The organism is bacterium, assembly GCA_037147175.1.
Lineage (GTDB): Bacteria > Cyanobacteriota > Vampirovibrionia > Gastranaerophilales > UBA9971 > UBA9971.
Genome location: JBAWVS010000008.1, coordinates 32,473 through 47,836 on the forward strand (window position 1 = coordinate 32,473; position 15,364 = coordinate 47,836).

Annotated in this window: 12 protein-coding genes; 7 read left to right on the forward strand and 5 right to left on the reverse strand. The window is 34.2% G+C overall.

Annotated elements, in window-relative coordinates; translation table 11 throughout:
• Nucleotide 1 precedes the first annotated feature (1 nt).
• The 5 genes from WCG23_03380 to WCG23_03400 all read left to right on the forward strand — a co-directional run bounded on the left by WCG23_03380 (nt 2) and on the right by WCG23_03400 (nt 7,908).
• Nucleotides 2-1,033 (forward strand): DUF3326 domain-containing protein, encoded by a 1,032-nt coding sequence (locus WCG23_03380; GenBank protein ID MEI8388909.1) that lies wholly within the window; start codon nt 2-4, stop codon nt 1,031-1,033.
• A gap of 78 nt (nt 1,034-1,111) precedes the next feature.
• Nucleotides 1,112-1,336 (forward strand): transcriptional coactivator p15/PC4 family protein, encoded by a 225-nt coding sequence (locus WCG23_03385; GenBank protein ID MEI8388910.1) that lies wholly within the window; start codon nt 1,112-1,114, stop codon nt 1,334-1,336.
• 1 nt (nt 1,337) lies between these two features.
• Complete coding sequence (gene priA / locus WCG23_03390) at nt 1,338-3,812, forward strand: primosomal protein N' (protein ID MEI8388911.1); 2,475 nt, start codon at nt 1,338-1,340, stop codon at nt 3,810-3,812.
• 122 nt (nt 3,813-3,934) lie between these two features.
• Entirely contained in the window at nt 3,935-5,473 is a 1,539-nt protein-coding gene (gene gpmI, locus WCG23_03395) for a 2,3-bisphosphoglycerate-independent phosphoglycerate mutase (GenBank protein MEI8388912.1), read from the forward strand.
• Between the two features lie 509 nt (nt 5,474-5,982).
• Complete coding sequence (locus tag WCG23_03400) at nt 5,983-7,908, forward strand: methyl-accepting chemotaxis protein (GenBank protein MEI8388913.1); 1,926 nt, start codon at nt 5,983-5,985, stop codon at nt 7,906-7,908.
• 99 nt (nt 7,909-8,007) lie between these two features.
• On the opposite strand, the gene WCG23_03405 is transcribed toward WCG23_03400, so the two are convergent.
• Nucleotides 8,008-9,264, reverse strand: coding sequence for a pitrilysin family protein (locus tag WCG23_03405; GenBank protein MEI8388914.1), 1,257 nt, complete (start codon nt 9,262-9,264; stop codon nt 8,008-8,010).
• Nucleotides 9,265-9,266: 2 nt separating this feature from the next.
• Entirely contained in the window at nt 9,267-10,616 is a 1,350-nt protein-coding gene (locus WCG23_03410; GenBank protein ID MEI8388915.1) for a pitrilysin family protein, read from the reverse strand.
• Between the two features lie 459 nt (nt 10,617-11,075).
• On the opposite strand from WCG23_03410, the gene WCG23_03415 reads away from it, so the two are divergent.
• Nucleotides 11,076-11,951 (forward strand): hypothetical protein, encoded by an 876-nt coding sequence (locus tag WCG23_03415; protein ID MEI8388916.1) that lies wholly within the window; start codon nt 11,076-11,078, stop codon nt 11,949-11,951.
• Between the two features lie 74 nt (nt 11,952-12,025).
• On the opposite strand, the gene WCG23_03420 is transcribed toward WCG23_03415, so the two are convergent.
• Both WCG23_03420 and WCG23_03425 read right to left on the reverse strand, forming a co-directional pair.
• Complete coding sequence (locus WCG23_03420) at nt 12,026-12,439, reverse strand: DUF2267 domain-containing protein (protein MEI8388917.1); 414 nt, start codon at nt 12,437-12,439, stop codon at nt 12,026-12,028.
• A 165-nt stretch (nt 12,440-12,604) separates the two neighbouring features.
• Nucleotides 12,605-13,303, reverse strand: coding sequence for a L,D-transpeptidase (locus WCG23_03425; GenBank protein ID MEI8388918.1), 699 nt, complete (start codon nt 13,301-13,303; stop codon nt 12,605-12,607).
• 333 nt (nt 13,304-13,636) lie between these two features.
• On the opposite strand from WCG23_03425, the gene WCG23_03430 reads away from it, so the two are divergent.
• Nucleotides 13,637-14,203, forward strand: a complete 567-nt coding sequence (locus WCG23_03430) for a hypothetical protein (GenBank protein ID MEI8388919.1) — start codon at nt 13,637-13,639, stop codon at nt 14,201-14,203.
• 70 nt (nt 14,204-14,273) lie between these two features.
• On the opposite strand, the gene WCG23_03435 is transcribed toward WCG23_03430, so the two are convergent.
• Nucleotides 14,274-15,140 (reverse strand): DNA methyltransferase, encoded by an 867-nt coding sequence (locus WCG23_03435; GenBank protein MEI8388920.1) that lies wholly within the window; start codon nt 15,138-15,140, stop codon nt 14,274-14,276.
• Between the last annotated feature and the right edge of the window lie 224 nt (nt 15,141-15,364).

Sequence of the window (15,364 nt, forward strand, 5' to 3'; positions counted from 1 at the left end):
TATGAAAAACAATGATTTTATAGCAGCCTGCATAATTCCAACAGGCATAGGCGCTTCTATTGGCGGTTATGCCGGAGATGCTTCACCTTATATAAATCTCCTGTCAAAGGTTTGTCCGATAATAACCAACCCTAATTCGGTAAATGCAGCTGTTTTTTCAGGTATAAACGATAATATCCTTTATACGGAAGGATATGCGATTGATATGTTTTTCAAGGAAGAAATTGCACTTATACCCTCCAAATTCAATAAAATCGGGGTCATTTTTGACAAGGCTATCCCTAAAAAGGTTTTAAATGTCCATATAAATACCCTCAATGCAGTAAAATCGACTTATGGTATTAATATTTTATGTTACGAAATAACTGAAGAAAATACAGGCGTAGCTTTCAATGTTTCAGAGTCGGGAATTTCTACAGGGAACTTGAAAAATCCTGACACATTGATAAATTCTGCCCGCAAATTAATAAACAAAGGTGCAGAAGCTCTTGCTGTCGTCTGCTATTTTAATACACCGGAAGATTCTGATTATGCTAAAGGCAATGGAATAGACCCTGTAGGCGGAATAGAAGCAATAATTTCTCATATTTTAACGAGGGAATTTAAAGTTCCTGTCGCTCATGCCCCTGCTTTTGACGAAAATTCTCTTGTTATAAGCTCAGATATCGTTAATAAAAAAGCATCTGCGGAATATATTACGCCTACTTTTCTTCCCTGCGTACTGTTAGGACTTTACAATGCACCTAAAATCCTTGAAATTTCGCCATTTAAAGACCAGACATTGCAATTTAATAGTTCGTTTATAATTTTAGAAAGTCTAAAAGCACTCGTAATGCCTTATGATTGCCTGGGAGGAGTTCCTGTCTTAAAGGCTATAGAGAAAAATATTCCTATAATTGCCGTAGAGGAGAATAAAACAATATTAAATATAACGCCTAAATCACTTGGCATCGAAGAAAAAGTCATAAAAGTTAAAAATTATCAAGAAGCAGCAGGGTTTTTGCTTGCAATGAAAAACGGGATCTACTTTTAACATGCAAAAAAGACTTTTCCTAATGTAGTTATGTTTTGATAAAATAAAAAAGTCATTAAATTTAGGAGTTCGGGAAAAATGTCAGATAAGAAAATTTTAGCTACTATTCCTCGCAGTGCAACCGAAGAAATTCAGGTTCAATTAAGCGAATACAAAGGCAAAAAATACCTTGACTTGAGAATTTTCTACACTACAGACGGAGGAGCGACATGGCTTCCTACCAAAAAAGGTGTTGCTATTTATCCTGAGAACATTGAATTACTAAAAGAAGCTATTGAATTGGCACAGAAAGAATTTGAATAACTTGAATCAGCCTAATAAATATGCTCAGGTAATAGTTGACATCCAAAGCCTTGATACGAAGACTTTTAGCTATCTTATACCGGAAGAATTACAGGATATAATAAAAATCGGTCTGCCTGTACTTGTGCCTTTCGGGAATCAGGGAGTGGTTAACGCTTTTGTTGTCGGCTTTAGCAATTATTTACCTGCCGAAATAAAAGCAAAATATATTTACGAAATACTAGATACCGAGCCGTTTTTTGATCTTGATTATCTGCAATTTGCAGAATGGGTGGCTAATTATTACTGCTGCAACTTGCAAAATGTTTTAGAAACAGCAATTCCATCAAACTTTCTTTCAAAATCAAAAAGAATTGTCTCCTTGATAAACTATTCAGACGAATTTTCGGGAATTAAAATCAACGCCAATCAGGAAAAAATTATTTCCGTTCTTAAGGAAAGACAAGAAAAATCAGTAATAAGTGTCTTTAGCCTGCAAAGAAAGACAAAAATCTCTTCTGCAGCCTTTTATGAGAGTTTAAGAAAACTAAGAACGGCTAATATTATAGAAATTAATACTCTGATTGAGGCAAAATCATCAAAACCAAAGCTGGAAAAATTTGTAAGGTTATCAAAGAAATATTTTGAGAACAAAACCGAAAATTTAACACCAAAACAATTAAATATTCTGCAAAAACTTGAAATTTTAGGCGGAGAAAGCAAGCTGAGCGAGTTTTTGAAAGAAGCTAAAACTACGTCTCCAACAGTAAAAAAAATATCCGAGACCGGAAAAATCGAAATTTTTCATAAAGAAATCTATCGAAACCCTCTAAAAATATTTGAAAATCAGGATAAAGATGAATTTTTGACGTTAAACGACTCTCAGAAAGAAGCTTTATACAAAATTACCGAGTCTATGGAATCCAATAATGCTGAACCACTACTGCTTTACGGAATCACAGGATCAGGAAAAACAGAAGTATACTTGCATGCTGCAAAAGCTGCTCTTGAAAAAGGCAAAAATGTTATAATTCTCGCACCTGAAATTCTCCTCGCTTCCCAGCTTGCAAAGAGAATTTCTGCAAGGTTTGGTGTAGAAAAAGTAGCACTCTGGCATAGCAATATTTCGGAAGGCGAAAGATTTGATGTGTGGGAAAAAATAAGAAGCGGAGAAGTAAAAATTGTAGTCGGCGCAAGGTCAGCAATCTTTGCACCAGTCAAAAATCTCGGACTTATAGTGATTGATGAGGAACATGAATCAAGTTATAAGCAGACCTCTCCAACACCTAGATACAATGCGAAAGCCCTTGCCTTTGAAAGAGCGAGAAGAACAGGTTCTGCATTGGTATTGGGCAGTGCAACTCCTGATGTTGTAACCTATTATAGAGCCAAAAATACAGAAAGAATAATGCATTTGCCGGAAAGATTCGGCAGAGGAGAGCTGGCATGTGTTTCTGTTATTGATATGAGGGAAGAGTACAACACAGGAAATAAAAGCATTTTTTCAAGAGTATTGAAGCATAACCTAAAAAGAAACCTTGAAAAAGGCAAACAATCAATACTTCTCATAAATAGACGCGGGTTTTCTACTTATGGACAGTGCGCTAACTGTGGATTTGTAGCGGAATGCGAAAGCTGTTCAATACCTTTGATACTTCATAAAACTACAAATAAGCTCAGATGCCATTATTGCAACTTTGAAAAAAATGTTTTGAATACTTGTCCCGAATGCGGAAGCGGTGCGATAAAATATTCCGGACTTGGAACACAACGGGTAGAGGAATTATTCAACAAAGAATTCCCTCAAGCAAGAGCTGCCAGAATAGACAGCGACATTATGTCTAAGAAAAACGCTCATATCGAAATCCTTGAAGCTTTTACTCATGGAGAAATCGATGTGCTTATAGGCACTCAGATGATTGCAAAAGGACTTGACATAGCAAACGTAACTCTTGTAGGGGTTTTATCTGCTGATTCTTTATTCAACATGCCGGATTTTAGGGCAGGAGAAAGAGGATTTCAACTTCTTACTCAAGTTGCGGGAAGAGCAGGCAGGGGGGATTTCAAAGGGAAAGTTTATTTCCAGACTTATTCGCCGGAATATTTTGCGATACAGCACGCTAAAGAGCAGGATTTTGTGAGTTTTTACAACTATGAGATGCAGGGAAGAAATGAACTTTCCTATCCGCCTTTCAGTTATTTAATCAGGCTTATTATTAGTTCCGCAAACGAAATAAAAGCACGAAAAATCTCCGAAGAAGTTGCATATAAGCTTAAGGTTCTGACAGAATCAAGGGGGATAGATGAGAGACTGGAAGTCCTAGGGCCTTCTGCCTGTATTATTTCCAAAATCAAGGATGAATACAGATTTCATATAATTATTAAAAACACAATGGGTGATAATGGGCATTTTATGATAACAAATTATTTAAAAACCCTTAATATTCCTTCCGAAGTGAAGTTTTTAATCGATGTCGACCCATCGGATATGATTTAGGGACTATGTTTAAAATAAGATTAGACGCTGAATTCAATAGTTTTATCTTTCGGAATTTATTAAAATATAAAATTCAATAATGCTCATGCTAAAATAATAAAAAAACAAATGAGGACAGGTACATGAATAAAAGAACAGTTTTATTAACAATATTAGACGGGTGGGGAATAGGATCGCAATGCCCTACAAACGCAATTGCTGCAGCTAATGATAAAAATTATCAGGCTTTAGTAGCACAATATCCGCATACAAAACTTTTTGCCCATGGCGAATATGTCGGACTTCCTGAAGGACAAATGGGAAATTCAGAAGTAGGACACTTGAATCTCGGTGCAGGAAGAATTGTTTATCAGGATTTAACCAGAATAAATAAATCCGTAAAAGACGGTGATTTTTTCGAAAAACCCGAATTTTTAAACGCTATAGAACATGTTAAAAAAAATAATTCCGCCCTTCATCTTATGGGACTTGTCAGTGACGGTGGCGTTCACAGCTCTATGGGACATCTTTTTGCTCTGATTGAACTTGCAAAAAAACATAACCTTGAAAAAGTTTACGTTCATGCTTTTCTAGACGGACGCGACACACCTCCAAAAAGCGCTTACACTTATCTTGCACGGGTAGAAGAAAAACTCGGGCAGGAAAATCTTCCGCGCATTGCTACTATTAGCGGAAGATATTATGCAATGGACAGGGATCAAAGATGGGAAAGAGTAGAAAAAGCTTATAATTGCCTGATTTTAGGTGAAGGAAATAGTGCGGCAAATTCTGCTGAAGCAATTCAGGCTTCTTACGACAACGATCTTTCCGATGAATTTGTATTGCCTACCATTACAGGTAGTGAAGATTCCAGACTTAAAGACAACGATTCGATAATTTTCTTTAACTACAGACCCGATAGAGCAAGAGAAATCACAAGAGCCATAAACATGCCTGAGAACGATTTTTCGGGATTTGACAGAAAAAAAGTTATTAAAAATATTTATTATGTCTGCATGGCTCAATATGATGAAACTTTTGGACTTCCGGTAGCCTTTCCTCCTCAAAGTATGAAGGGACTTCTGGCAGATGTTCTGGAAGAACACGGAATTAAACAGTTTAGAACTGCTGAAACAGAAAAATATGCCCACGTAACTTTTTTCTTTAACGGTGGAAAAGAAAAAGCTTATGCTACTGAAACAAGAGTTCTTGTTCCTTCTCCTAAAGTTGCAACTTATGACTTGCAGCCTGAAATGAGCGCTTCAAAAGTTGCAGATGAAGTTGTAAAAGCTCTTAATTCAGGAGAATACCGGTTCATTATGGTAAATTTCGCAAATCCCGATATGGTAGGTCATACAGGCATACTTGATGCAGCAATAAAAGCTATAGAAGCTATTGACGGCTGCTTGAAAAAAATAGTTGATACGGTTAAAGAGACAGGTGTTGTTATGGTTGTTACCGCCGATCATGGAAATGCAGAATGCATGGAAGATGAGAAAACTCATAAGCCTTTTACCGCTCATACAAATAATCCTGTTCCTTTTATAATAATTAATGATCCTGACAAAATAGAACTTAAAGAAAGCGGAACCCTTGCTGATGTAGCTCCGACTATTCTTGATATTCTCGGAATAGATAAATCGCCTGAAATGACCGGAGAATCTTTAATCAAAAAGAGTTGATTCTTGAGTAAACTCAATATTTTTGTTTTTTTATTTGTAAACAATATTTAATGAATTAAAATATGTTAATATATTATGCCTATGTATATAGTAAATGTATCAATTTGCACGTTAATAAGAAATTCAAATAAAATTTTTAAGATTATTCTTTAATTTGAAAGGCTGAATATGACTTTATCTCTTGATAGTTTTATTAAGATAGAAGATTTTCTTAGAAAAAGTAGTGGCAATAGAAGTTATAAAAGCTTTAAAAGCGAGTGCTAAAGATTTTATTGCAAAACCCTGTACAAATCAAAGGGTTTTAAGTACAGTTAAAAGATTTTTATTAAAAAGAAAGATTAGAGCTTAAAAAAGAATGATTTAATGTTAAACAAATGTATAAATCATTAAAGAGATTCAATATTTTTATATAAAATGATATACTTTATAGTATATTATAATGCTTTTTGTTGAAAAAAAATAAATTATTGATAATATTTTCAAATTAATTTAATTAATAAGGATTTAAAATGAAAGAAATTGTTTTTACAAAAGAAGAGAATTGTGTCGGCTGTAACAAGTGCATATCTGTTTGTCCTGCAATATACGCCAATCAGGCCTATTTGAAAGATGGTCAAAACAAAATAAAAGTTGATAATAATCTTTGTATTCATTGCGGACATTGCTTAGAAGTTTGTGATCATGATGCGCGTGATTACAACGATGACACAGAGCGATTTTTCAATGATCTCAAAAAAGGTGCGAAATTATCCATAGTAGCTGCACCTGCTAACAGATTTAATTTTGATAATTACAGAAAATTATTCGGCTTCTTTAAGTCAGCAGGCGTTAATCTTATCTATGATGTTTCTTTTGGTGCTGATATAACAACATGGGCATACTTAAAAGCAGTAAGGGAAAACAATATTGATTCTGTAATAGCCCAACCATGTCCTGCTATAGTTAATTATATTGAAAAATACAAACCTTCACTTCTGGCGAAACTTGCTCCGATCCACAGTCCTACGCTATGTACTGCTGTATATATTAAAAAATATGATAATATTTCCGACAAAATTGCTTTCCTTTCACCATGTTTAGGAAAAATTGATGAATTTGTCGATCCTAATACCAATGACTACGTATCATATAACATTACTTACAAAAAAATTAAAGAATATATTAAAGCAAACAGAATTAATTTAAATTCTTACGAAGAAATTGATTTTGATGACATCGGCTGCGGACTCGGTTTAACTTTTTCAAGACCCGGCGGTTTAAGAGAAAACGTTGAATATCATGTTCCCGGAGCCTGGGTAAGACAAGTAGAAGGCGAACACGCTTATTCTTATCTGGAAAGTTATGACCAGAGAGTGAAAAAGAAAGAAAATTTACCTTTGCTTATAGATATTTTGAACTGCACTTACGGTTGCAACCTTGGAACAGGCACAGGCAAAGATGTTCATATTGACGATATTGACTTCAAAATGAATCCTCTAAAACAAGAACATCTTGATAAAAATATTTCAAAAAATATGTTTAAAAAATCCTATAAACTTTTTGATTATTTTGATAAAAATCTTAAACTTGGCGATTTTGTCAGAAAATATACTGATAAGTCAGGGATGACAAAAATCAAAGAGCCTACAGAAAAAGATTTGGATATTATATTTAATCAGCTGCTTAAAAAAACAAAAGATTCCAGAAATGTAAATTGTTCTGCCTGCGGTTACGGTAGCTGCAATAATATGGCAAAATCAGTACATAATGCATCTAATCACAAAGAAAATTGCATGTATTATAACCATGAATTCAATCTTGAATTGCTAAGAAAACAAGATGAAAGTATGGAAGAAATTTTGCAGGTTCAAAATAAAGTTCAAGAAACAGAAAAAGACAAATTAGAAACAATGTCCTTTCTAAGACAAAGAATCGGTAATATCACTGAATCCATTCTGGAAATTACAGCAGGCAGTGAAGAAAATGCAAAACTGGTAGAAAGCATTAATACAGAAGTAAATACAATACTTAAAGTTGCTGAATCGCTAAGAATAAGCATAAGTGGCGTTGATGAAAAGATTGGAGAATTCTCACATGCTTCCAAAGAAATTGTTGATGTGGCGGAAAAAACCAATTTACTTTCGCTTAATGCGGCTATAGAAGCTGCCAGAGCCGGTGAACATGGAAAAGGTTTTGCTATTGTTGCTGAAGAAGTCAGAAAGCTTGCTGACAAATCCAAAACAGTTGCAACTTCAACAAAAAGCAGTGAAGCTGATATTGTAAAAAATATTGAAAAAATAACTCGAGTTGCAGATGAACTTGAGGCAAAAATGACATCTTCAAGCTCAAATATTGAACAAATGGCCGCAACTATCGAAGAAATTACTGCAAAATGCAACGAATTATCCTCTGATACAGAAATCCTTAGAGAAAATATGGATAAATACACAAAATAAATTAATCGGGTCTTGTTATAAAGACTGATATTAGTATTGCGATTAAAAATAAAACCTACTTGTTTAACAAGTAGGTTTTATTTTTAACAAGACAAATTCTTAATAATTCAGATATTTTTGCGGTGCCAGAATAGAAATCACCGAATTTTTTGAAAAATACTTATTAGCTGCTTCCTGAATTTGCTGTGATGTTATTTTTTTAACTTTTTCTGCTATTGCATCATCAAACTCAGAGCCAAGTCCCATTGCTTCATAAAATCCAAGATAATAAGATTGCTGTGAATTTGTTTCATGGAAAAACGCACGTTTTCCGAGGTAATTATTTTTTGCATCAGCAAGTTCTTTTTCTGAAACAAGTTCATCTTTAAGTTTTTTTACTTCTATTTCAAATCCTTCAAGGCAGACTTTTATATTTTTAGGGGCAGTTCCAATGTAAATTGTAAAAAGTCCTGATTCCTTCATAGGTTCATAACTGCTTCTTACTGTATAAGCAAGCCCTTTTTTGTCTCTAAGTTCAACAAAAAGCCTTGAACTTAATCCACTTGCACCTAAAATTGTATTCAAAAGAACCATTACAGGATAATCTTCTTCTGTTATACTCGGAGCAAGCCACCCTTGAATGATTTGAGCCTGTGCAGCATCTTCTTTTATTATCGTTACCGTTTTATTTTCTTTTATTTCGCTTATATTCTTATTATTAGCTGACTGCTCGCTGTTCAAAGCAGGATTATTTTTAATATTTCCAAATTTATTGCCTAAAGCTTTAATTATCCCTTCATGTTCTACGTCTCCAACAACAGAAATAACTATTTGAGAAGGATTAAAAGAATTTTTAATATAAAATTCTTTTATTGAATCGATATTTATCTTATTTAGATCCTCAAGAATTTTTGTATGGCTGTATCCATAAGGATGTTCAGGATAAATATTTTTAATGAGATTATCAATTGCCTGTGTTTTTGGAGAATCAAGATCAAGCTTTATTTCTCCTTCAAGCTTTTGGGCCTCTTTATCAAGATTTGCAAATGTTGAATATTTGAGAATATCTTCAAAAATATCAAGCACTTCATCAAAATCTTCGTTCAAGAAAAGAGCTTTTGCCCTTAAATAATCCTGTTTCGCCTCTATACTAATTTCTATAGCATTTGAGTCAAGCTCATTGGCTAGATCTTCGGCACTTTTTGTATCTGTTCCCTGAAGAAGAAGTCTACTGGTAAGATTTGCTGTTCCCGCAAAATCTTCATATTTTGTACCGGAAGTCATAAATAAATTAAGTGAAATTCGCGGAGTATTAGAATTTTTTCTGGTTATTACTTTTATTTCGTTTGATAATTTGTCTATATTAAAAGCGGTCATTATTATTCTCCCGGTACTAGTATGGAAATCGTGGATTTATTTGGACTCAGATATTTTTTCGCTGTTTTTTGAACAAACTCCGTATTCAATGTATCAAGAGTTTTTAAGTAATCAACATGGCATGAAATATCTTGGCATACCGTTAAACAGTGCCCTATAGCTTCTCCAATTTCTGAAACTGTTTCTGCTTCTTCTGCAAAACCCACTTTAAGTTTCTTTTTCGCCTTCTCAAATTCTTTTTCGGAAATCGGCTGATCAATAATTTTTCTCAATTCGGCTTTTAAAAGTTCGAGCGCTTTATCTTTTTTATCCGGCATAAAATTTGCCTGAAGAAGAAAAACATTTCCTTCTTTAAATTCATATTGCGTTGCACTTACGACATTAAAAATCTGATCTTTTTGTTTTTCAATGAGGTTTTGGTATAGTCTTGAGCTTTTTCCTTCACCGAGAACAATACTTAATATATCTGCGGAAATATTTTCAGCCAGATTAACCGGTTTTGGTCCGTGGAAACCCATTAAAAGAAACCCTGTATTTATATCTTTTTTTTGATTTTCTATAAGTTTTGATTTTGTTTGCTCAATTTCCTGCGCATATTCAGGTTTTTCTGCTGATTTTATTTCTCCAAAGGCGAAGTTTTTTCTTATCAAATCAAGTATTTCTTCTGGATCCAAATCTCCAACAGCAATGGTTATCATATTATCAGGAGTGTACCATTTTTTGTAATAATTCATGATAGTATCGCGCGGCACAGAAGCGATGACTTCTGCCGTCCCAATTACATCTCTTTTGTATGGATGCACCTGATACATAAGTTCATTCATTGCATCATAAGTAGTTGTCCAGTGATTATCGTCCCTCATTCGAATTTCTTCAATGACGACATATCTTTCACGCTTTTCTTTCACATCTGAAGACTTAGGGTCAAAGGCAGGACCAATTTCTTCTTCAGGAATTATGGAATTAATAAGCATATCAGCATGAAGTTCAATGGCTTCTTTTAAATAAACGCTATCTTCACCTTTTGGAAGAGTTACATAGTAAAATGTATAATCTTTCCAAGTAGCTGCGTTTACTATCGCGCCTTTTGCTTCAAGGATTCTGTCAAAATCTCCTGCCGGATGAGAAGGTGTGCCTTTGAACATCAGATGTTCAAGAAAATGAGAGATTCCTGTAATACTGTCATCTTCGTTTAGTGAACCTGTTTTAACCCAGGTACTTATATTAGCAAGGTCACCCTGCTTATTTGCAATTACTATTGTGTGCCCGTTTTCAAGCTTAAAAATTTCTACAGGTTTGTCTATAAAAGGAAATTTGACTGTTTCTTTGTTAACAACCTTTGATAATCCCATAAATTATTCTCTTTCTCTCTATGTATATTTATTATATTTGTTTATTTTACCAGAAATAAGAGCTTTATAATAATTAACTTTATTACTTTACTAATAATAAATTATAAATTTTTTATTGTAACAAAGTGTTGCAATTTTATATAAAATTCAAGAAATGGCGCAATTTCTGCTTTGCAATTTTGTTTATATTAATAAGGAACATTTTAATTCATTGGGAAGGATTTTATAGGGAAAAGTTCGAAAGGAGAATTAAGTTTTAAAATTGAGTAATTACGAGCCTGATTATTTTAATTAGCTTGTTATTACGGGCATTTCAAGCCTGAACTGTTAAAAGATTTCGTAAAATTATGAAATTCTTCAGTTTGGTTTGTGGTGGCAATAAAAAATCATTTAATCTTTTAGGGAAATTAAATTAAATGTCGATTTGGGATTTTTTTAAAGAAACGGGAGGAAAGTCAGATGACAATAATATTACCAGCGCTTTTACCGAGACCAATAAGAGATGCAAACAGATTATTACCTGCAGCATCTATTAAAACAAGACAAAATTTTGCTGAAACCTACGCACAAGGTTATGCAGACAGTCATCCGGGAGTCATTGGTTCTAAAGCGCCTACAGCGTATTTATCATATTCAGCTCCGGCAGCCGCAGAGGCTTCTTGGTTCTCAAAAATTTCAACAGGATTTAAATCCGGATGTTCAAGCCTTTTTAACAAACTGCCTGAATCTGTGAAAACTCCTGCAACCAACTTTATAAACTGGGGCAAAACTCCTATCAGCGATACCGGTATTTATACAAAGTTTGCCGGAGCTGCAGAAAAAGGAATTGCCAAAGTAGCTGAAGGTGCAGCAGAAGGAAGTGCCAGAGCAAGTTTTGCAAGCGGCGCTACAAAGTTTCTGGGTAAAATAGGTTCTGTTGCTAAAGGGTTTCCTTTAGTAGGTGTCGTAATCAGCACATTGTGCGAAATTCCTGCAATTTTTGATGGCTTTAAAGAAGGCAGGGGTGCTGCCCAAATTATGAAGTCAGGCGTAGCAGTGGCAGGCACAACTGTAGGAGCAATTGCTCTTGCTGCATTAGCGGCAAATCCAGTAAGTTTAACAGCTTTAGCACTTGGCGCAGTTGGTGGCATTGCAGGAAACTGGATTGGCGATAAAATAGGCGGTGGCCTGTTCGGAAGTAACAGAAATGAACAACCGGCAGCAGCTGCTCATTCTCCCGCTCCTGCGTATGCTGCGCAACAAGCTCCAAGACAATTTGGTTCAGTAACAAATCCTAACGGAATGGCTTCATTTGATATAAATAATCCGCTTCAGGGTTTACCTCCGCTAGCTTAAATAATTCAATATTACAAAAAAACGGTTGATTTCAAGGTCAACCGTTTTTTTCTGATATTTTTTAAAATTATTTTTTACGCTGCTTTATAAAAATCTCGAACGTCTTTAGGGAGCATATGAGCAATCTCTTCGCTCTCACCCGAGCTTATATTTTCTTTAAGCGCATGAAAAACGGCTTTTGTAATCATTTCTGCGTGCAAAGGAAGTTTTTCTCTTTTAATTTCGTTATCAACAAGACTCATAAGTTCTATTTTGTGCCTGTATTTAAGACGTTTCCCTGAAAGCCTGAAATAATTTACTGCCCATACACGATTATTCCACATCCTTTTCAGATCAGTCGGAAGTTGTGCTGCCACATCTTCTTGTTCGTTTTCCGTAAGTCGATAACTGAGGAGACTTAAAACTATCTGCACTCCTCTTTCTGCTATTTCTTTATTTTCAATATTTGCAAACTGCATAACTTTTTTTATAAAGTTTTCTTTATTCATCTTCTCTTACCTCAAATAATACTATTTTTAGTTTATATTTAATCACTGTTTAAGCCCAAAAACATTAACTGAAAGTTGAATAATTTCAACTTTCAGTTTTTAAAATATTTGAGAGGTCTGGTAGATAAATTTATAATAAAAAAAACAAATAAAAATTTTTCGCACCTAATCTATTTGGTGATATTTTGTCTGTTCAAAACTGAATTCACCATTGCTGTCTTGAGTTAAGTTCAAAGAATTATCTTTTTCTTCAGGAAGAATATAAAGTTTTGTTCCTTGACCTTTTACAAGAGTTACAAGTTTTTCAAAAGATTTTTGAAGCAAGTTTATGCAACCCAAAGACATTCTGTTGTTAGCAAGATTACCATCGTTGAATTTATGAACTCTTTCTTTTATTAAATCTGTAGGTATCTGGTGAATTGCTAATTGAGAATCTTGTTTATTTGAAAGATTGCCGTTAGTACCGAGATAAAATATATTATTATTATATTCCGGTTCATCATCGGCATTATTTTCTTTTAAAAAGGTATATTCTCCGGGAGGAGTGGTTTTGTGAACTTTTCCTGACATTCCAAACCCGTCAGATAAATTGTCTCCTTTTTCTTCACCTGTTCCGACTTCAAAGCTTTGCACTTTTTGCCCTTGCGGAGTGAAAATAGTTGCAGTACTGGTTTTCTTGTCAAGAATAATATAATTACCGTTTGGATGCTGTTGATTAAAAGTTTTAATTTTAGCCGTGTCATTTTTCAGGTTATTAATGTCGTAAATTGAAGCTGTATCGAGTTTATCAAATGCTTCTGGCGGAGATTTTCTAATAACTGCACTTGAATCGCTATTTGTAAAAGAAATTAATCCTAATCCCATACAATTACCTCTTTGCCCCTGTATTTCCGTTTAATCCTTAATAAGTATTCCTTTATTAATATAAAAACAACTTAATAAATAAAATTGCTATATTGTTATGAAATTTATGCGTCATTGAGAGGAGAGGCTTTAGACTCGATGAGGCAATACATTTTATTTTTTTAGATTGCTTCGTTATGCTTGCAATGACGATTTTGGCGATTTAGTAATTATAATTAACAAAAGTTTACAATTTTTTTGGCAATTATTTTAATGTAATTGTTTTTATATTAATACGGAAAGATTATTCGTTTTAGGTAAGTAGAAAGAGAAAGAAAGAGGAGAAAAAGGATTATGGTTAACGATGTAAAAAACTGCCCAACCTTAGGACATTACGTTTTGTCTCACAAACAAGAGCTTTCAAAAGAATTTGGAGTTAATGCCGATATTCCGTTATGGGGATCAAAAGGGCTGGTTGAATTGTATAAACAAAGAAAAGGAAATAGTTTCACAGCCTCAAAAGTTTCAGATCAGAAAGGTTCAGATCAGAAAGGTTCATCAGACGTTGCAGCTGAACTTAAAGCAATGAGACAGCAAATTAAAGAATTAGAAGCTCAAACACCTGCAGGAATGCTAAAATCTTTAACAAATAAAGAGAGTCAGCTTAGAAAAGAAGCAGTCGAAAGAGGAGAAAAACAAAGAGAGCAATTAGCAAAAGATGCCAGCGATACTTATAATTCAGCAGCAAGAGAAGTTGTAGCTGTTAAAGATGCAGCAGTGGAAGGGACAACAAAAGCTGTTAAAGCAGGAGCTGGTGGCACAGGAGCAGCGTTAGGCAACTTCGGTGAGTTTTTCAAAGTATGTGCTGACGGGCTTAAAGGCTTTGCTCAAGGCTTTACAGATTACGCCAATTCTAAATAAATAATATTAATTCATAAAAAAAAGAGAACCGGAAAATTTTCCGGTTCTCTTTTTTATGTAAAAAAATACTTTATTTTTTCTGAAAAATCATAATATATTCATGTTTAAAGATGTTAAAACCGCCTGCAAGTGCTCTATAACGCCATAGATTACCTGTGCGTCCTTTTCCTATTTCGTTTCCTTCTATATTTTTGACTATAACTGACTTTGTTTTAAAGCCGAGTTCGTTCATTTTTTGCATACAAAGGAAACCTAACGGAATTAATTCACCTTTTGAGTACTTATCACCTATGATTAAAGCTGCGTATCTTCCGCTTTCAAGGCAATCAAAACCATTTTTTGCAACACCTTTGAACATTTCCAGAAATTCTTCCGTGGTTTCACAATTTGAAAGGTCTTCTGTTTTATCGCTAAACTTGATAATATCTGCGTACGGAGGATGAAGCACTAAAAATTGCGCTTTTTCCTTTCCGAAAGATTGAAGAGATTTATCAATTCCTTGTCTGGCTTCTAAAGAAGTACTATCAGCACTTATAACATCTACGAGGTTTTTACCGCCAAGACTTTTAATGACTTCTTCAACCTGTGTGGCAAGCTCAGGTTTTAGTTCTACGCCGATACATTTTCTTCCCATGTTTATAGCTTCTATTGCGGAAGTGCCTGAACCCAAAAATAAGTCTAAAACTACGTCATCAGGCTTTGTATATCTGCTGTAAAGCTGTTCGGCAATTTGAGGAATATAATTTCCATGGTAGTTGAATTTATGACCGTTTCCCTTTGCTCTTGAAGGGAACATCCACAGCGTACCTGTGTCCACATGGTCATAAGCCCTCCAATTGTTCAAATCAATGTCGTTGTAGGACTTTGTTTTTTTTACCGTATTTCCGCTAATAACCGTTAAATCCACAGCGGACTTTTTATTTCTTTGTACTGCCAAAGTTCTCTCTCCCCACTAATATGCTGTTTATTGCCCCTAGATACAGTTTTTCTTTAATAAAAATATAGAATTACTATAGTTGATTGTAGGGTAAATTGAATCATTATAATGGAGTATTTTGTATTAATGATTTCTATATAAAGTAGTCGTACTTTTATGTTAAATTTTTGCTTCTTTTTCTTTTTAGGTAATATAATTAAAATAAGGTGATATTAAAGAATAAG